This window comes from Priestia sp. BR_2 (assembly GCF_041954005.1).
GTDB classification, from domain to species: domain Bacteria; phylum Bacillota; class Bacilli; order Paenibacillales; family Paenibacillaceae; genus Paenibacillus_AQ; species Paenibacillus_AQ lautus_A.
This window is the reverse complement of record NZ_JAVFHM010000122.1, coordinates 40061-58073: the sequence shown is the minus strand read 5'-3', so window position 1 is coordinate 58073 and position 18013 is coordinate 40061. Positions and strand designations below refer to the sequence as shown.

At 46.3% G+C, this 18013-nt stretch carries 17 protein-coding genes; 2 read left to right on the top strand and 15 right to left on the bottom strand.

Annotated features, from left to right (window positions below; all coding sequences use genetic code 11):
- Positions 1–130: 130 nt before the first annotated feature.
- The 11 genes from RB298_RS04155 to RB298_RS04105 all read right to left on the bottom strand — a co-directional run bounded on the left by RB298_RS04155 (position 131) and on the right by RB298_RS04105 (position 12855).
- Positions 131–352, bottom strand: coding sequence for a hypothetical protein (locus RB298_RS04155; RefSeq protein ID WP_096775043.1), 222 nt, complete (start codon positions 350–352; stop codon positions 131–133).
- A gap of 109 nt (positions 353–461) precedes the next feature.
- Entirely contained in the window at positions 462–656 is a 195-nt protein-coding gene (locus RB298_RS04150; protein ID WP_255250569.1) for a hypothetical protein, read from the bottom strand.
- A 616-nt stretch (positions 657–1272) separates the two neighbouring features.
- Positions 1273–3354: an alpha-glucuronidase family glycosyl hydrolase gene (locus RB298_RS04145; RefSeq protein WP_486045924.1), complete on the bottom strand. Its 2082-nt coding sequence runs from the start codon at positions 3352–3354 to the stop codon at positions 1273–1275.
- A gap of 15 nt (positions 3355–3369) precedes the next feature.
- Positions 3370–4992, bottom strand: coding sequence for a response regulator transcription factor (locus RB298_RS04140; RefSeq protein ID WP_096775041.1), 1623 nt, complete (start codon positions 4990–4992; stop codon positions 3370–3372).
- A 309-nt stretch (positions 4993–5301) separates the two neighbouring features.
- Positions 5302–6627 (bottom strand): ABC transporter substrate-binding protein, encoded by a 1326-nt coding sequence (locus tag RB298_RS04135; RefSeq protein ID WP_486045922.1) that lies wholly within the window; start codon positions 6625–6627, stop codon positions 5302–5304.
- Between the two features lie 113 nt (positions 6628–6740).
- Positions 6741–8462 carry a cache domain-containing sensor histidine kinase gene (locus RB298_RS04130; RefSeq protein WP_486045920.1) on the bottom strand — a complete coding sequence of 574 codons (1722 nt, stop codon included), beginning with the start codon at positions 8460–8462 and terminating at the stop codon, positions 6741–6743.
- Positions 8463–8573: 111 nt separating this feature from the next.
- Positions 8574–9419 carry a carbohydrate ABC transporter permease gene (locus RB298_RS04125; RefSeq protein WP_486045918.1) on the bottom strand — a complete coding sequence of 282 codons (846 nt, stop codon included), beginning with the start codon at positions 9417–9419 and terminating at the stop codon, positions 8574–8576.
- Positions 9416–10369 carry a carbohydrate ABC transporter permease gene (locus tag RB298_RS04120; RefSeq protein ID WP_486045916.1) on the bottom strand — a complete coding sequence of 318 codons (954 nt, stop codon included), beginning with the start codon at positions 10367–10369 and terminating at the stop codon, positions 9416–9418. Before RB298_RS04120 ends, RB298_RS04125 begins: the two co-directional genes overlap by 4 nt.
- 286 nt (positions 10370–10655) lie before the next feature.
- Entirely contained in the window at positions 10656–11408 is a 753-nt protein-coding gene (locus RB298_RS04115) for a superoxide dismutase family protein (RefSeq protein WP_375120837.1), read from the bottom strand.
- A 124-nt stretch (positions 11409–11532) separates the two neighbouring features.
- A complete protein-coding gene (locus RB298_RS04110) occupies positions 11533–11973 on the bottom strand; it encodes a YhfM domain-containing protein (RefSeq protein WP_375120838.1) in 441 nt (146 codons plus the stop codon).
- Positions 11974–12003: 30 nt separating this feature from the next.
- Positions 12004–12855, bottom strand: a complete 852-nt coding sequence (locus RB298_RS04105) for a P-loop NTPase family protein (RefSeq protein WP_375120839.1) — start codon at positions 12853–12855, stop codon at positions 12004–12006.
- Between the two features lie 146 nt (positions 12856–13001).
- Between RB298_RS04105 and RB298_RS04100 the strand changes: the two genes are divergently transcribed.
- Complete coding sequence (locus tag RB298_RS04100; protein WP_375120840.1) at positions 13002–13538, top strand: hypothetical protein; 537 nt, start codon at positions 13002–13004, stop codon at positions 13536–13538.
- Positions 13539–14163: 625 nt separating this feature from the next.
- On the opposite strand, the gene RB298_RS04095 is transcribed toward RB298_RS04100, so the two are convergent.
- Together RB298_RS04095 and RB298_RS04090 are read right to left on the bottom strand one after the other, a co-directional pair.
- Positions 14164–14514 carry a hypothetical protein gene (locus tag RB298_RS04095; protein ID WP_096775032.1) on the bottom strand — a complete coding sequence of 117 codons (351 nt, stop codon included), beginning with the start codon at positions 14512–14514 and terminating at the stop codon, positions 14164–14166.
- A 600-nt stretch (positions 14515–15114) separates the two neighbouring features.
- A complete protein-coding gene (locus tag RB298_RS04090) occupies positions 15115–15501 on the bottom strand; it encodes a hypothetical protein (RefSeq protein ID WP_255250568.1) in 387 nt (128 codons plus the stop codon).
- Between the two features lie 517 nt (positions 15502–16018).
- Between RB298_RS04090 and RB298_RS04085 the strand changes: the two genes are divergently transcribed.
- The gene (locus RB298_RS04085; RefSeq protein WP_486045912.1) at positions 16019–16732 is read left to right on the top strand and encodes a hypothetical protein; all 714 of its coding nucleotides are present in this window, start codon (positions 16019–16021) and stop codon (positions 16730–16732) included.
- A 252-nt stretch (positions 16733–16984) separates the two neighbouring features.
- Here the strand turns inward: RB298_RS04085 and RB298_RS04080 are convergent, their stop codons facing one another.
- A complete protein-coding gene (locus tag RB298_RS04080) occupies positions 16985–17518 on the bottom strand; it encodes a hypothetical protein (RefSeq protein WP_486045910.1) in 534 nt (177 codons plus the stop codon).
- 100 nt (positions 17519–17618) lie between these two features.
- On the bottom strand, positions 17619–17789 hold the full coding sequence (locus RB298_RS04075; RefSeq protein WP_176502475.1) for a hypothetical protein: 171 nt from the start codon (positions 17787–17789) through the stop codon (positions 17619–17621).
- Positions 17790–18013 lie beyond the last annotated feature (224 nt).

Here is an 18013-nt window from a genome sequence, read left to right as displayed (position 1 = left end):
TCTCTACGGATCCAAACATCCTTGTTAGATATACAGCTAAGACTTTGAATTTAAGATAATCGAAATATTGAATAAATGAACAACAGACCCCATCCATTAAAATAGTCACCCATTCATATTTCAAGCGACGTCACTTTCTAAGGAGCTTATAAATAAAGATGATCAGGGCAATGAACGAGAAACCGGAAACTAGAAAATATAAAATTGCATTTCCTGAATCAGGTTCAGGTGGCTCACCTACTGGTCCAGTTGCTGGTATGGGAGGATCAAGATTTAAATAACCTACCCTTAAACTTAAAATCATGATTAAAAACGTTAAGATGCAAGCAATTAAAAGTTTAATCTTATCCATAATACCCCCTATATTTTTAATTATTTATAGTAGGAAAATGCTTAAGTTCATCGCTTGAAGTCTAATTTTGATGATGGGACTATACAGCAGAGCGGCAATTATTTTTCGACTATTTTTTCGCCCTCTCAACACTACTGCCCTTCTTTACATGCTCATCCCGAATCTTCGGATCAGTGATATTCGCTTCATTCAATGATTGATAGAACTTCTGAATATCCGACTCTGTTAGAACCGGTTCCGTCTTCTCGGCTTGAATCCGGTTCATTTTACGCTGGATATATTCGGACAGTTCAACGTCGTACACGATCAGCTCGTCCGATTGAATTTTTCTTAGCTCAGGGTCAACACTAAATCGGCAACGCATCGTGAAAGAAACGAGTGATATATATCGACTCTCTCGGTAGTCGGGGAGTAAGCTTTTAATTGCTTGAATATGACCGTAATTCTGCATAAACGGGTTGTACATTTTAAACGACGATCCTCGTCAACATATACATCCATTCGCCAGAAATCTATGAATCCCTTCTATAGAATCATTGTATACTTCACCATCATTACCAATGACCTGTTATAAATACGAATTACAGAGAACCAAATCTTTATGTGGTTTAATCCTCTTATGTATATCGAGATCGCAGCATTCATCAGTTTTTTGCCTCCCTTCCCCGTACTTCTCCTTAATTTCATCATAAAACTCTAAAACTTTATCACTCGTTAAACCTAGCTTCTCAATGACTTGTTTAACGGCCGGATAACCGCAAGCATATCTGCAAGTTCATCCAACGACTCCTTTGAACTTTGAGCGACAAAGTATCCCTACGACTCTTCTTTGAGCTTTATGATCAATTCTTTCTTATCTTACACCCCCAACAAAAAAGACCCCGAATTCCAACCAAGGTTGAAATTCAAGGCCCTTACCTCTACGAATAGATCACGCGATGATGCTCATCTTTTATCCCCGATTTTCGATAAAAATACGTATTGATGACATCGCGCCATTCCTTTGCGCTCTCCAGCTGCTCCAGCAAGCGCTGTTTAACATGCAGGAAGCGCTGCTGATCAAGCTTAGGCTCCAAGGCATCCCAGCGTGCGAGCCACTGATCTACCTGCTCGACCCCGGCAAAATGCGTGTCATAAATATGCTGAATGACGGTCTTGCCGGACTTTAACACATGAGTATAAGGAACATGGTGGAAAAACAGCAGCAATTCATCCGGGCAAGTCTCCAATCGTTCATACATCGACGCATTGGCGCCAATATATTGGCCGGCGTACCCCGTTCCCGTCGCCTGCGTCCTGTCAACGCCGATCCCGTCGCGGTCCGAGAAATGATATGTTCCCCATTTGGAGTATTCATAGCCGTCCACGTCAGGGCCGTAGTGAACATGCGGCACGACCATCCAGCCCACGCCAAGCGGGGAGGTATAATTCTCGTAGACCGGCCACGATTCCATCAGCATGTCCATCACGGTCCTCGTCACATCCGGATCGGGTCCAAAGGTCATCTGGGTCCATTCCTCGCCGATTTCCTCCGCCGTCAGCTCCGGATTCCACAGCAAGCGGCCATAGCCGTAAAGATTGGACTGGGCAAGGTAGTGACCGGTCCAGTTGAGGTCATCCCCAATATTGGAAACGGCTGTTATGCCGCTGTACTGATAAGGATACACTTGTCCGGCCACAATATCTTTTACCTTGCTGCCCTCCCCTTGGCACAGCGTATCGAATTCCAGCACCTCTTTCCATTGCGGAATCAAATAGCATACATGCCTTTGCTGTCCCGTATACTCCTGCGTAATCTGAAATTCCAGCAGTTGATTCGTTCGCTCCATCGCTCCAAACAATGGCGATACCGGCTCTCTGACTTGAAAATCCATCGGACCGTTCTTGATCTGCAGGATCACATTGTCCTTGAATTTGCCGTCCAGCGGCTTGAAATGATCATAGGCGGCTCGGGCGCGGTCCGTCTGGCGATCCCGCCAATCCTGATGGCAATCGTACACGAAGCATCTCCATAAGACGAGTCCGCCGTAAGGCTCCAGCGCTTCTGCCAGCATATTGGCTCCATCCGCATGATGGCGTCCATAAGTAAACGGGCCGGGACGGTTCTCCGAGTCTGCCTTGACCAGAAATCCGCCAAAGTCAGGAATGGTTCGGTAAATATCGGCCGCTTTCTGCTTCCACCAATTCTGAACGGCCGGTTCTAACGGGTCAGCCGTGGACATATCCCCAAGCTCGATCGGCGCAGCAAAGTTCACGCTGAGGTAGAGGACGATGCTGTAATCGCGGAACACATCCGCTACGCGTGCCACATCCGGTAGCAATTGAGGCGTGATCAGCTTCGTCTCGGTCTGATGCACATTCACATTATTGATCGTGATTCCGTTAATCCCAACAGAGGCCAGCATTCTGGCGTACGCCCGGACACGAGTCAGATCGGAGACAATTGCATTGTCCTTATAAAATATCGATCGGCCCGCATATCCGCGCTCAATGGTTCCGTCCATATTGTCCCACTGATTCACCATGCGAAGCCGGTACTTCGGATGTTCGACCAGATCGAGTGCTTCGTTCGCTTGGCCCGTCTGCAGGAGACGCATAAAATGAAAGACCCCGTACAGAAGTCCCCTGTCTGATCCTCCTGCAATGAATATGTAATCCTGGTCTCCTCTTACGACGCGGCGTATGATGTAGCCTTCATCTCCCACACGTCCGGCTTCCTCGGCTTCCGGCGAGCCGTCAAGCATAGTCCTTTCAATGCTCCCCAGCGTCCCTGCGACCAAGCAGCGGCCGGCATCCATCTCTTCACGAAGTAAGGGCTGCTCACCTGTCAGCAGAGCAATGCCCGTGGTCAATTCTTCAATCGCTGTACGAAATACTTGCGAAGAAACCGCCTGCGCGGTCACGATCTTACCCAAATAACATTTCAGCGGCTTGATTGCCGCAGCATGCTTCAGCGAGCTCCCATCAACATGCAACCACGCTTGATCATAACTGCTGTTCATAATGCCTCCTCATGATCATTTCACGAGCTCCGTCGGATTCATGCCCGTGAATTTCTTAAATACCGTGCTGAAATACGGAATGTTTTTATATCCGACCTGTTCTGCCACTTGGTACACCAATGCATTTTTCTCCATCAGCAGCTCACGGGCCTTCTCGACCCGCACTCTGGTCAAATAATTGTTGAACGTTTCTCCCGTCAAATTCTTAAAAATCATCGACAAGTAGTTTCTCGAAATATACACCTTATCCGCCAGTCCCCCAAGCGTGAGATCCTCGGCATAGTGCTCGTGAATGTACTCGATCATAAAGTCGACAGCCTGGCGATGCTTTCCGTTCCCGCCCCATTCGCGACTGCCGAACACGAGCCCGATCTTGGTAATCAGCCATTCCGCAAGCTCGGATGGACGCTGTAGCTTCGCCATTTCGCGCGTAATGCTGTCATTCGGGAAGAAATCGTCAACGATAGTCCCCGTCTCATAGAAAGCAAAGGCGATAATTCCCCATAGCTCCCCTGCCAGCATACTGACGTATGGTTTGGTGATGCCCCCTTGCTGTTCCAATCGCTTCATATAGTCCCTGATGATCGTTTGTGCTTGATGTTCTTGCGAAGTTCGAATCGAACCGGCCAGCTCCAGGTAAAGCTTAACAGGACGCACGGGAGGCTTGGCCTCTGCATTGCCCGGCTCCTGTGCACAGTAGAAATACAGCTCATACTCCGGAACCGCCGGCTGCGTATTCACATCGATCGCACGAAAGGCTTCTTCTGTCGAGATACCGATTTCCCTTATACTGCTTTTGCGATCACCGATGCCGATTCGGAGCTTCAGCTTCAAGTAGTTCTGCACACAGTCGATTAATCGGACACCCAGCTGCTCCAGCTGCTGCCGCACTCGCTCGGCAGACTCCGTTCGATCATGATGAATAATGACCACGGAGCGGTTGGTGTGGAGATCCGTATGGTCGAAGCGGGGGAATGCCGCCTGGGTAATTTCGCACACCATATTGCTGATTGCAAATCGAAGGAGGCTCCAGTCCGGCAAGCTTAGATTAGCTGCCCGTTGATCGGAGATCAGCTCGATGCCAATGACCGTATGATCGAAATCGGACCAATACCGATAAGGCTCCGGGATTTCCGTTTGGAGACCTGAATGTTGCAGTGCACCTGCTGCGGCCGATTTGACCCACTCCTTCTCCACGAAGGGCTCGTAAAGCTGCAGCTTCTGGAGCAGTTCATCCTGCTTCATGCGCAGCTCTTCCTGCTCCTCCAAATCGGATATGGCTTCATTTAAAACAGACTTCAGCGTCGGAAGGCTGATCGGCTTGGATAAGTAATCGCTCACGTTCAGGCGCAAGGCTTGACGGGCATACTCAAAGTCCGAGTAACCGCTCAGAATGATCACTTTTCCTGAATAGCCGGTGTTCTTCCGCAGCTGCTCGATCATATCCAGACCATTCATGACAGGCATATATAAATCGGTAATCACGATGTCGGGGCTGGCCGATTCAATCATTTCAAGCCCTTCTTCCCCGTTCAAAGCTTCTCCCGCCCACTCTGCATTCAGTTCATCCCAAGGGATGGCTTTTCGGATTCCCTGCAGCACGGCGCGGTCGTCATCAACGATTCCTATCTTCCACATCTGAAGATCCTCCTTCTTATTTGCAAAAAGGCAATGCCTCACATTAACGGTAATACGCCATGCCCGATCGGCGATAAAACCGCTTAGGCATGACGTAAACCGGGAATAGACCGGAAACTATAAGCTGAAAGAATGATTTGGATGCAGGGCAAGTACGTAAAATGTTCCTACGATCGCTGTTGCTCCCGGATTTTTGGATTTTATATTCAGCGGTAAAAATCCGGTCACAAAGGCGACCACTTCCGTTTCTTCGGAATCATTTTACTCCCTTGCTTGCATCCATCTAGTTCTCATCTCATTTTATATGATCTATTCATATTCCTGCGCGGCCTTCTTCAACGATTCATAGGCCTTCTCCGGTGTTGTTCTGCCGAAGCTCAGCTCATCCCGGACGAGCGGGAAGTCTTTATCGATGAAGTTCACCCAGCCTTCCGGCCCTGTCGTAAATATCTGTCCGTCCGGCGTCGTTGCGTCGATCAGCTTCATCCCGACCTTTTCGCCCTCCGGAAGATTCGGAATGAGCGACTCGGCGATCTTGGCATTGGCAGGCACGCCACGAGCGGTTCCAAGGATAGCCCCTGCCTCCGGATCATTGATGAACCAGTCGATGAACTTTGCCGCTTCTTCCTTGTGCTTGGAATTAGGCGAAAGACTGAAGTACATGGACGGCTTCAGCCAGCCTCCCGCTTCCTCGGCCCGCGGCATCGTAACCAGATCGTACGCCCCTTCCTTCATGCTGTCCCATGTGGTGTAGTTATTGGAGAAGGAGTAGCGGAATAAGATTTTGCCGTTGACCAGCAGGTCTGCCGTCGGATCCATTTCCTTGTCGGATGCGTTCAAATCGGCTGGAGGTATAAGTCCGTCCTTGCGCAGCTGTTCAAACTTCTTGGTCCATTCCAGGAAAGTCGCTTCATCAATATTGAATTTGCCGTCTTCCGTAATCAAGGTGCCCTTACCCTTGGCATAGTGATAAGCGCTGAACATAAAGTAGTTGCCGGCATAATCCAGCGTGAAATATTGGCCTTCCGCCAGTTTAGGCTTTACCTCTTCCGCCAATGCGAAGAAATCATCCCATGTCCAGCCGTCTGTCGGCATCGTTGCGCCCAGCTTCTCAAGAGCCGCCTTGTCGTAGATCATCCCAAAAGCAACCGATCCCAGCGGCACGCCGTATTGCTTGCCGTCTCTCTGCCCGATCGGCAGCAGGCTCGGCGTCAATTCATCCAGATTAACCTTGGTGTCGAGCTCTTCGAGCTGGTTGCGGGATGTCCAGTCCGAAACCCAGCCCGGGTCCATTTGGAAAATATCCGGCTCGTTATGCGCCGCTGCCTGAGTGGAGAGTTTATCCAGGTAACCGTCCATCCCGGAATATTCGGGCTCGAAGGTAACATGCGGATTTTTCTCCGTATATACCTCCAATGCCTTCAGTGTAGCTTCGTGACGCGGCTGCGAACCCCACCACATAATCCGCAGCTTGACATTTTCCGCCGCCGAACCGCTTTCGGCCTGTGTATTGTTCTTGGTTGAGGTTGTGCTTTCCGTGCTTGAGTTGGTGCTTCCGTTACCGCCGCATGCCGCCACCAGCAAGGAGAACACCATCCATAACGCGACAATCTGCAATCGCTTCCATTTGTTCATGCCGACTTCCCCCTAATAACAAAAGATTGTGGTCAATATGTATCCTATCAATTCCGAGATGACTGGAGTATAAGAGAGATGCACAATTTATTATAAAATCGTCTGATTATGCTTTACCGCTGTGCTTCCTCAAGCCTTGGAAAGGCGATCGATACAACCACTCCTCCATTCTCTCCATCTTTAACGAGGATCTCATAATCATCGTTGAAGAACGCCGAGAACCGCTCTCTCACATTCCGGATCCCGTAACCTCCTTTGCGGCGATGGCTCCCTTTGCTCTGAGGAGCAAGCCCGCTTCCGTCGTCGATAATCGTCATTCGGATCCGGCTGCCCTCTTCCTCAGCCTTAATTTGAATTCGGCCAGTTTGCCTTGAATTAAATCCATGAATGATTGAATTTTCGACGAAAGGCTGGAGCGTCATTTTGGGAATGAATAAGTTGCGGATTTCCTGGGAGGCATGCACCTCGTATTCCAGACCGTCTTCCCACCGGATCTGCTGGATTTCCAAATAGCATGCGACGTGAGTCAGCTCTTCTTCAATCGTAATAAAGCTTTCTCCATGCGATAATCCGATGCGGAACATGCGGCCCATCAGCTCCAGAATGCGGCTCATCTTCTCCTGTCCCTCCGCAATCGCCATCCAGTTCAGCTGGTCCAAGGTGTTATATAGAAAATGCGGATTAATATTGGCTTGGAGCGCTTCGATTTCCGCCTTCCGCTGCTGCTCGTAACGCTGCGCAAGAGATGCGTACAATGCCTGGATTCTCTCATTCAGTCTGCGAAACCCTGCAAACAGAATGCCGAATTCATTCGTATAATCACCGGCCAGCTCAGCTTGCCTCCCACCGACATCGTAATTCTTCATGGCTCTCACTAACTGGGCGATCGGCTTCAACAATTGTCTGCTTAACGAGAGCGTTAACAAGAAAGCCAGCAATAGGGCTCCGATGCCGATGGTAATAATGGCTCCAGCCAGCTTGACGCTGCCTGACGTAATTCGCTCCCAAGGGGTAATCTCCACCAGCATCCAGTTGGAGTCGGCGACTTTGGAATAGACGACCAGAGACTCGACGCCATGCTGCGTATGCAGCCGTGACACACCGGATTGGTCCGTGAACCGCAAATCCTGCTCCTGCAATCCGGCATCCCTCATTGATTTCCCGACGCTCAGCAGCTCCCTGCCGTTCAGATCCAGCAGCATCCGGTTCGAATCTTTAGAGTATCCTTCGAGAATCCCGCGGATCCAATCGGCTTTCACATGCACGACAAGAATACCCAAGTACCGGGAGTTGTTGTACACCTTGCGGGAAAAGCTGAGCACAGGCACGTTCCCATTATAGGTCGTTAAATCATGCTCCTCTGACCAGGAAAAGTCATTGTTCTGCAGCAAAGGATACCATGGCTTTGTCGCAGCCTCCGTTAATCCATGGAACTGAATATAGCTCTGCCGATCCCCCCACTCCGGCTGTTCCATATATAAATCGATGGCCTGAATTTGCGGAATCGAATAGGTTAGATGAGCCAGCGCTTCCTGTATACCCTTGGACCTCCTGTAGTGGTTGAACTCATCTTCTTTTCCCGACAGAAACGTAAGTAAATCATTGTCCCTGGACGTGGTCAGCGAGATCTGCTCGATCGACGTCAGGCGGCCCGTAATTTCGTTGTTCAGCTCCTCGAGCAGTCTTTTTTGATAATACGACGTGTTTTCAGCCAATTCCCGCGAAGTCATGACATAACTGGTCCATACGGTGATCGCCAGCACAATCGTGATCAGCCCTGCAAAGCAAATAATAAACAGGGAATCGATCCGGTATCTTTTGAAGGGATTGATCATAATTCTCATCCTCCATGCTTTACATTCCTATCAGAAAAAAACATTGAAGCTGTGCGGCGTACCGCTGCCTCAATGTTTCCTCATTTTATAATATAACGGTAGAGCTAGCTACTACCCTTTTAGTCCTGTGGTAGCTACACCCTCCACAAAGTATTTCTGGGCAAAGATAAACAGCAATGTAGCCGGTAGAATGGATACGAGAGACATCGCCAGCAATTGTCCCCATTCCGCGCCGCCTTGCGAATCGTTAATCATCCGTAAAGCCAAGCCAACCGTATATTTGTCGACGGAATTAATGTACAGGAGATGGCCAAGGAAATCATCCCAGTTCCATAGGAAGCAGAAGATAATGACCGTCACGATGGAAGGCTTCATCAAGGGCATCACAATTCTCCAATAAATCCCGAACCAGCTGCATCCGTCGATCTTGGCCGATTCATCCAGCTCCCGCGGGATCCCGCGTATGAATTGAACGAGCAGGAAGACGAAGAAGGTTCCTCCCGCCCCTCCCGCTAATGCATGCGGCACGATAAACGGCAGGTAGGTGTTGACCCAACCAAATTGGTGGAACATCGCATATTGCGGAATGATGAGCACTTGGCCCGGCAGCATCAGCGTAAGCATGAGCAGCGAAAACCAGAAGCCTCGAAGCGGAAAGTCCAGCCTTGCAAATCCGAAGGCAACCAGCGTACAGGAAATCACCGTTACAATGATCACCGCAGTAATTAAATAGAACGTATTCAAATAGAAGTCGGTAAAGGTGAACCCCGGAACGGAATGCCATCCGTTGATGTAATTGGACCACTGCGGCACGGACGGGAAGATGGACGGAGAACTGAGCTCCTGGTTCGTTTTCAGCGAAGCGCCAATCCACCAAATGACCGGATAAACCATAATCAAGCTGAACATAATGAGGACCGAATGGCGGATCACGGGGTTCCATTTGTGTCTGGTCATTTTCCTTTCCCTCCTTGACTATCGGATTCGTAGAATACCCAGTATTTCGAAGTCAGGTTAATGATCACGGCGGCAGCCACAATCAATATCAGCATGATCCAGGCCAAGGAAGAGGAATAACCCAGCTGATAGCGGCTGAATGCCCGTTCATACAGGTATAACGCATAGACATAGGTAGAGTTCATCGGCCCGCCGCCGGTGATAACGTAAGCAGGCGTAAACATCTGGAAGGAGTTAATGACCCCCATGATGAGATTGAAAAATAACGTGGGTGACAGCATCGGAAGCGTGATTTTGAAAAATTGCTTTAGCTTGCCCGCGCCATCCACCGCGGAGGCTTCATATAGATCATTCGGAATCTGCTTCAGGCCCGCGAGGAAAATCACCATCGATGAACCGAATTGCCATACCGACAAGCCAATGAGAGACCATAATGCGGTATCCGGGTTCGTGACCCAGCCCGTTCCGGGAATTCCGAAGAATCCAAGCACTTGGTTGAAGAAGCCGTCCACGCCGAAAATATTTTTCCATAGCAGGGAAACCGCGATGCTCGCCCCGATCAAGGAAGGGAAATAAATGGCCGTTCGATAGACGGATATCCCGCGCACGGCCTTTTTTAGCAGGAGAGCAACCATCAGCGCGGCAATTAGCTTCAGCGGCACCGAGGCGAGTACATAATAAAACGTGAGCTTGAGCGATTGGGCAAATTTGTCGTCTGCCATAATAATGCGCTCGTAATTGTCCAAGCCGACCCACTTGATCGGCTTCATGAGGGTGTAATTTGTGAAGGAATAGTACAGGGACAACAGCATCGGATAGGCTGTCAACGCCAGAAATCCGATCAGCCAAGGGGAAATAAACAGATAACCTGCAAGGGGAGAGTCCCAGCGCTTGCGAAATGGCTTTTTGCGAACAGGTATTTCGGATGCTAAAGATGTTGCTCGTTCCATGAATTCACTCTCCTTTTCCGTACCTTAAGTATAGAAGGAGAGCCGCCGGGAACTACATGAGACAATTGCTCAAAATCATTCAATATTTTCAGAATGTGTCGTCAGAAACGAATACGACCACGAACCCCACCGCGTCGAAGCAAGTAATTCAATTTTATCTTGCGGGGTTAATTCTCCAGATGCACTTGAACCAGCATAACTTAACAAAAAAACGCACCTCCCCGTGGAGATGCGTTTTTCACTGAATTTCATATGCTGCAAACGGATGCACTATCAACTTGCCAGATTACTCCGGTATATTCCCGCCCACCACACGGTCGCCGGAATTGCCCGCCGGGTCGGTAACATTGTCATCCTCGCCGGCATGAATGATCAGCGAGCGCCCCAGCACCGAGTTCGGCTGGTTCTTTTCCAGCGTGCCATGCTGAATGATCGTCTCCGCTTCCACGGTGCCGTCTGCGCCCACGATCAGGTTCGGCATGTCGCCGACATGGCTTCCTTGCGGATTCTCCAGGCCATGATGCTTGTGAGTCGGATTAAAATGCCCTCCGGCAGATTTAAAATCCGTTCCCTGAATCGCATTCTCATGCACATGGAACCCATGCTTGCCTGGAGTGAGGCCGGATGCGGAAATCTTCACCTTAACCCCGTCATGGATCTGCTCCAAGGTAGCGGAACCAACCGGCTTGCCCGCCGCATTGTACAGCTTGACTACAGGCTGCCCCAAGGATTCTTTTCTGGAAGCCTCGCCCCAGTACACGGGTTGGTTAACCGGATCTGAAACCATGCGAGCTGGCGCATCGCTGCTGTCGGTAGGAATCTTAGGATCCGAGGTCGCCGTCCCTTGTTTCTCAGATGGGCCGTCAGCGGTGGCGTTGTCCTTGCCGTTAACGAAGTGGCTTATTTTAGACATCGTGTGTTGAATCGTACCTAAGGTTCCTTCGGGATTCGCAGCAGCGAACATAATCCCTATAATCAGCAGGGCTCCGGCAAGAAACGCTCCAGCCATATATTTTAACTTGTTGGTCAACTTTTTCACTTCATCGCCTCCTGAATGATGATATCATTCATCTCCCAATCCCCTGATTTTATACATCCAAATCGTTATTTTATGGGATATGAGGCATTCAGTGTCGGTCAAAGAGAGGGGCTCGATAACGGCTTTAACGCCCCTCTGGCAAAATAAGTTCTCTCATCCGATCCGTATGTTTGGCGGAAACCACATATACATCTTCTCCCCAATCTTTGAACCCATAGCTGAACACACTTTCCTGACCCTCTTCCCCCAACCACAGCTTGATGGCATGGATCGGAGATGGCTGGGCATAGACGACCATCACGTCGTAATCCGGGTCCGTTCGTTTGGCATCATCCGGCTGCTTGCGGGCGGTACGGATCGCTTCCTCAAACGCTCTTACATCTTTCGCTTCCTTAAAGGACAACAGTGTATCCCCATTCATCTCGTCCCATGTCTCGAACGTTGAAATCCGAATCTCGGCAACCTTTTCATCAAGTAGCTGCATCGTCTCCCAACCGGGTTCCTTCTCGCAGCCTACCAATAAAGCCGTCATGTAAAGCATCATGATCATGAGTAATCGCTTCATTAAACCGTCCTTCCTTATCTATGAAAAATATTATGGGATGATCCCATGCCGCTTCAGCTTGTCCATTAGCATGGTTCTGTACGTCTCTTGGTCATAAAGGGAGTTATCGATTAACTCCTTGTTCAGTCCGAGCTTGTCCAAGATCCTGTGCTCCAACTCGCGCCGGGCTTCCAATACTTGCAGAGTCCCTTCGACGCCTTCCAGACCGTGATGTTTGCCGTACCCCTGTCCAGTGTAGTAACGGGCGAACCCTGTGGACCATGCCTCCGGGCGTTCCCGGGCGGCCTTGCGGAATGCGTATTCCAGGTCGTTCTGCTCAATGTAGAACAGGAGGGGATTTAGCGGAAGGACCGCTTTTTCCAGCCCCAGCACGTAGTCCGTCACTTGATCTTCCGGCGCATCATGCTTCACCATGCCGACGGTCACCGGATTCTGAATGAAACAGCACTCAAAAATCGCGACGGTAGGCTCATGCAGCGCCTGCTCGGCAAATGCCTCCCACCGATCGGTGATGAGCCACCGGTTGAGGTCCAGCGGGAGCTCGTAAATATCCTTTTTAGCCAACGAATGATATAGATCATCCGGAAAAGAAGCGCCATATTCGTTCTTCAGCTTCTGGTAGGGTAAGAGGTTCCAGCTGTTTTTTTTGACAGCCCGTTCGATCCATATTTCTTTAAAAGGGCCTGCAACTTCCAGCAACTGCTCGAATTCCTCTTCCGTCAGACACGCGGTTCCCTCATAATCCGCCGGGTGGTCGGTATCCCCCTCCATCACCAGCCGGGCCTCAATGTTGTGCTCGGAAAGAATATCATGCAGCATACGGGACGTCGTCGATTTGCCGAACCCCGGCAGGCCCTCAACCATGATTAATTTCGTCTTCATTTCAAATCCCCTTCAAATCTCAATAAATGTGTGCAGCTTCATGTTATTCTGTGGGAACCTGTGAAAATCCTTTTCTCTATCTATTGATTAGGACCCAAATTAAGTTATGATAATGTTAATACTTATAGAGAGGTGTTCATACATAAATGAAGAAGACTTTAGCCCTTTTGTTGATGCTCGCTATCTTAATTCTCCCGTCACAGGCGTATGCCGCCCCACCCTCCATCAAAATGTCGATCTCCGAGGTTAATAAGATCTACTTTGAGGAATACAACAAGAGGTTAAAGGAAGTTAAGTCTGCTATACGGACATATAAAGCTCCTGTGTGCTCCGATGTAACCACCCTCACGAATCAATCCAAGCAGCTGACATCCAAGTACAACAACCTTAAGAAGTCCAAAGCCAGCAAAACGGAACTGAGTCAGATGAAGGCAACACTTGATAAGGCTAAGAAAAGTCTTAGTGAAGCAAAGAAAGTCTGCAATAAGGAAACAGCTGAAACGAAAAAAGAACTCAATGGACAAGTTAAAGAAATTTCTTTAGCCAAAACTTCCGGAGTCAAACTGAACGTCGACTCTTATAATAAAGGAACAATTACCAGCTCAACATTCGATAAGGAAATACGCAGCATCGTGAAGCTTGTAGACGATGTTTTCACATACATTCTAGAGGATCTTGAGTAGAGCAAGCGGCAGGGTATACCCTGCCGTTTTTTTATTGAACATCGTTGAGCAAAATAAAAAACCGTAGACATTACCATCTACGGCCTTTCCTACACTAAACCTAACACCCTACTCCAAACTACTAAACTCATTCATATGGGCAAGTTTTACAAGATCAGATTTCGGCCATCCGATTTCTCTCATTGGGTAACAAAATTGTAGAAAATTGCGTATAAACCGATGACTATGTAATCATTAATGGCATTAAATAGTGTTATAATGCTCCTATATTATACCAATGATAAGTTCCTTTTACTATGATTTCGTCTAACTGGAATTATGCGTAATTAAGATTGATTCATGTGTAGAAGATGACGAAGTAAATTAAGGTCCCTCCTATATTATTGCTTTACTTAAATACCATACAATCTCATTTCAATGGTTTTCCTTCTCAATTTTACTGGTTAACTGACTCTTGTTGCCAATGCAAAAACACCTTCCAGGTTGTCCACATTTCTTACGACATGTTACATCCTTGAAGGTGTTTTTGTTTACGCTATAGGATCAGTCCCGCTTGCTACTTGGAAACTTTTTTCACTTTTTAGAACATTTGAATGACCGGGAAAAACCGTATACGATGATTTTTTTATTTTTTTTCGTAATAATAACCCTTTATTATTACCTGGTTTGTATCTTCTGTCACTTCTTCATCAATATCTCGGTTAGCGATTTCATCTCTTGGAAATTCTTTTGGAAAAGGAGCATAATAAAATACCCCATGTTCTGTTACTACTTTTTCCGCTGGTTCTGATCGAACTTTTCTGTCGTATTCAATTTGCCAATCTTCTAATGTTTCTTTTGGTGGAGTAGTGTCATTATTAGACGAGTCTACAACTTGCTTATTATCTATAAGTTCTCTGATTAAAAAAAATCCGCTCATTAATACAAGACAACATGATGCAATGATTATAGATCTTCTTAAATACTTCTTATTCATGATCACTCCCCCCTTCTAAGATGTTATTTGTTGCTGAGGAAATACTTAGAAGATACCATCAATATATCCATTCCCTGAAATTGCAAAATCGTTCAAATTTGTCACCATTACTTGGTATGTTCCAGGAGGTACGTTCCATATCTCTGCTGTGGTATTTGTGTGTGTAAATCTCCCAGAGATGAGGACGGGCTTTCCACGATAATTTCTGTTAACGAGTGTATAATTCACGTCGGGGGCTTTGTTACTATTAGTAGGTATTGTACGTAACCGCTGCTGAAGACCAAAGCGTACCACTCGAGGTAAACAACGGAGCATGGCCCCCCATGTATCCAGCCGGAACATTGCCGCTATTTGATTGCGACTGCCTCCGCAGTAGCATTAGGCGAACCTACCCATCTATCCCATACATTAGATGTGAACGAGTATCTTTTTCCGTTAATCGTAGGTGTGTCATAGATATTGGTCTTCGTACTTGCAAAGACAGTTGCCGCGCTTATTACAGAGTACAGAGCATGAGGGCTTTAATTATTTTCCTATTCAAGTTACATTCCTCCAATTCATAAAGAAAAAGAAGGAAGCTAGACCATGGATATTACGTCATCATGGTGAAGTTCTTGATGGATAAAGTCTATACTCTCCAATTACTGTCGTGCCATCTGATTCATAAAGCGGCACCGATTGATAGCCTTGTTTCTCCACTTCTTTTTGGTGAATAAGGGCTTCCTCTGGAGAAGAAAAGGTGGGGGTTACGTCTGAATTTTTGATGTATCCCTCAACGCCATTTTCTCCTATAGCTTTAATTAAATCCGGTTCTTGGTTTTTGCCAGCGGGAAACGGACCTTCTCCATACGTTTGGCCTTTTTCATTGGCCGCATACGGAGGGGAAGCTAAGCCGGCTTTCGTCTCTGTGTTGGAAACAATCATGAAAAAAGTTGCTGTTCCAACAAGTGCTACCCCGATCCCTGCTGCTATCATCTGCTTTTTCACATCACATCTCCTCCTTTGGGAGTGGACGGTGTGTCCCTATCTATATAAACGGTTCTAAGACTAGAGAGGTTATTGAAATCACATAAAAAAATCCATATATTTATTATGATGTAAATTTTCACATCTTGGAATTGATTTGTATTTTCATTCATAGTAAGTGAAGTAATCCATTTGTGCTCCTCGTCACCTAATGATTTCCTATGCAATATCTGATGGGAATTTATTATGGAAGAGTAAAAGCGAAAAAGACCCTGCCAGCTAACCCCAAGCAGAGTCATGGTTTTTCCTCAAACTTTATTCCTGGCTTTCGGCTTTTGCGATCAAATAGTTAATAAAGCAGTACATATTTAATCACTAACGCTATAAGAATTAAACCTACCTCGGAATCCACAAGATAAGATTAAATTTTTGAACCGTTCACGAGCTTCTAGACTATCATAATCATTCAAATACCAGGTTGCGTTTTGATTTCGAAGGCTACGTTAAGTGCTCAATAAAAAAAAAGTAGGGATTTTACATGAAAAAAAGAACTTTTATTTATGTGCTTACAGCTCCATTAATCGGTGTGGCTATCGCAGGATATCTGTTTATTAATAAAGACAGCGTAGTAAGCGCACAAAGTGATGTTATAGCAGCTGCAGACAAAGCGACAAAAACCAATATTGAGTATATTAAGGAAACACAATCCGAAGGGAATTATATTATCCGGATTCGTGATAAGGAAAAGCTCACAGAGATCACAGAGGAATACCTAAACGATGAGCTACAAAGTAAACTTATTATCTCCGAGAATGGAAAACGAGTAACATCAATCGGGAGAGATTATACAGGAAAACTAATTGGGACTACGTGGACTCTGCCTGACAACTTAGCATTAGAGAACAAAAGGTTACTTGAAATCTCGTTATTCGAAAAACAAAAGGAAGAACTCACGGATCAAAGATGGACTCAATCAAGCAAAGCCTTGACTGATAACTCACATGTTAAAACAGTTACATCAGAAACAGATGATCGTAAGGAGATAGTATCCATTGATGAAAATACTGGGCTTCCGATTAAAAGAGAAATACTAACAAAAGATGATGATGGTAACTGGAATACTGACACTATAAAAATTGAGGAATACCGGTACTTAGATTCCATTCCCATGGAGCTCCAAAGTATTGAAGATCAAATTGACATCAAAGAACGCCCCGCTCCAATTATTGAAGATAAACCACTAGAAGGTTAAACTTAATAAACCAAGTTCATAAAGACGGTTATATTAAAAACAAAAGCGATGGGAATCCCTTCCTTCCGCTTTTGTTTTGTCTTTGTCGTATGTTTTTTTCAATCTTAAATCCGTTCATTATGAATAATATACAATGACAAGAACTTGATAACATTGTTTTTTCACCCGACAATGGATTGTACTTGTCGGAGTCTTTGACGCGGCCACTCGCTGGGAAGATGATGATTTATATCGCTCTTTCATTTTAAAGTCTCACATTACACGGCCACTCTTGTTATTGCCAGGCTCCATGATACAGCGGACTAAAGGATACTTTTTACGTTTCCATGCCTCTATCTTGTAGAAAGTAGCCCCAATACTTGTACATTTATAAGCCAACCATTGCAACGGATTAGCCCGTCGAATCTCTATTGAAATATTCGTATTTTTTGCCAGTTCATGAAGCCGTTCTTCCTTGTAATGATCAGTAAAAAATAATACACTAACCCCCTTTTTCAAAGCTAGTCGTCGAATTTTTGCCGCTCTTTTAGCAATCATACTCCAATCCGTGAGGGATCCAATATGAAATTCAAACGTATTAAACAACCGATTGTACCCTATACCTTGTCGGTATTTTTTGTTGGAAATGGTTACTTCGACAATAGCATAAATAATAGCAGCTATTATTAAAATAAGAGAAATTAATGTACCGAGAATATTAGCTCGAAAAGCAAAAAAACTCCCGATAATAGCCATAGTGAATGATAATGAAAATACAAACTCGGTTATCTGCAATCTTATTTTCAATTGTGTTCTTCTCCCTCGGTGATTTGTTTAGTGTTTTAATTCCTCCAACAAGCACACAGGTCGCGGCCTACAGCTGGCCAAAATAAACCTTCCTCTCATATTACTTATTCATTTTTCTTTTCACCTCATACAACTCTCCAGACAAATAGGCTATTAACCCTGCTGATACGTACAAGGCAATCCAATCGCCGTCTGCCCCAATAATTTTCGGAAGAAATTCAGAAGCACCTATAATAAGGAAGACAACAAATAGCATTACGACAATTTTCAAAATGAACAACTCCTATTTCCCGGTGTAATGTACTGATATATTAGCTATACTTGATGAACTATCGTTCACAAAACTATTTGCACATCTTCTTATTTCTGTATTAGGGTTTCCGCTCACATTGTCATTAGTATCAAGCTTTGAGTAGTATCTATGCTAGAAGCTTCTTTTTTTGTACCACTAGTAGATCCTGCAGCGCTTACCGATGTAACTTTATCATTTTTTTC

What these genes read in the sequence shown, in the direction of transcription:
- RB298_RS04130 (WP_486045920.1), bottom strand. Translation starts at nt 8,462, where the DNA reads ATGATCAATCCCTTCAAAAGATACCGGATCGATTCCCTGTTTATTATT.
- RB298_RS04125 (WP_486045918.1), bottom strand. Translation starts at nt 9,419, where the DNA reads ATGACCAGACACAAATGGAACCCCGTGATCCGCCATTCGGTCCTCATT.
- RB298_RS04085 (WP_486045912.1), top strand. Translation starts at nt 16,019, where the DNA reads ATGAAAAAAAGAACTTTTATTTATGTGCTTACAGCTCCATTAATCGGT.
- RB298_RS04145 (WP_486045924.1), bottom strand. Translation starts at nt 3,354, where the DNA reads ATGAACAGCAGTTATGATCAAGCGTGGTTGCATGTTGATGGGAGCTCG.
- RB298_RS04095 (WP_096775032.1), bottom strand. Translation starts at nt 14,514, where the DNA reads ATGAATAAGAAGTATTTAAGAAGATCTATAATCATTGCATCATGTTGT.
- RB298_RS04140 (WP_096775041.1), bottom strand. Translation starts at nt 4,992, where the DNA reads ATGTGGAAGATAGGAATCGTTGATGACGACCGCGCCGTGCTGCAGGGA.
- RB298_RS04105 (WP_375120839.1), bottom strand. Translation starts at nt 12,855, where the DNA reads ATGAAGACGAAATTAATCATGGTTGAGGGCCTGCCGGGGTTCGGCAAA.
- RB298_RS04135 (WP_486045922.1), bottom strand. Translation starts at nt 6,627, where the DNA reads ATGAACAAATGGAAGCGATTGCAGATTGTCGCGTTATGGATGGTGTTC.
- RB298_RS04100 (WP_375120840.1), top strand. Translation starts at nt 13,002, where the DNA reads ATGAAGAAGACTTTAGCCCTTTTGTTGATGCTCGCTATCTTAATTCTC.
- RB298_RS04120 (WP_486045916.1), bottom strand. Translation starts at nt 10,369, where the DNA reads ATGGAACGAGCAACATCTTTAGCATCCGAAATACCTGTTCGCAAAAAG.
- RB298_RS04110 (WP_375120838.1), bottom strand. Translation starts at nt 11,973, where the DNA reads ATGAAGCGATTACTCATGATCATGATGCTTTACATGACGGCTTTATTG.
- RB298_RS04155 (WP_096775043.1), bottom strand. Translation starts at nt 352, where the DNA reads ATGGATAAGATTAAACTTTTAATTGCTTGCATCTTAACGTTTTTAATC.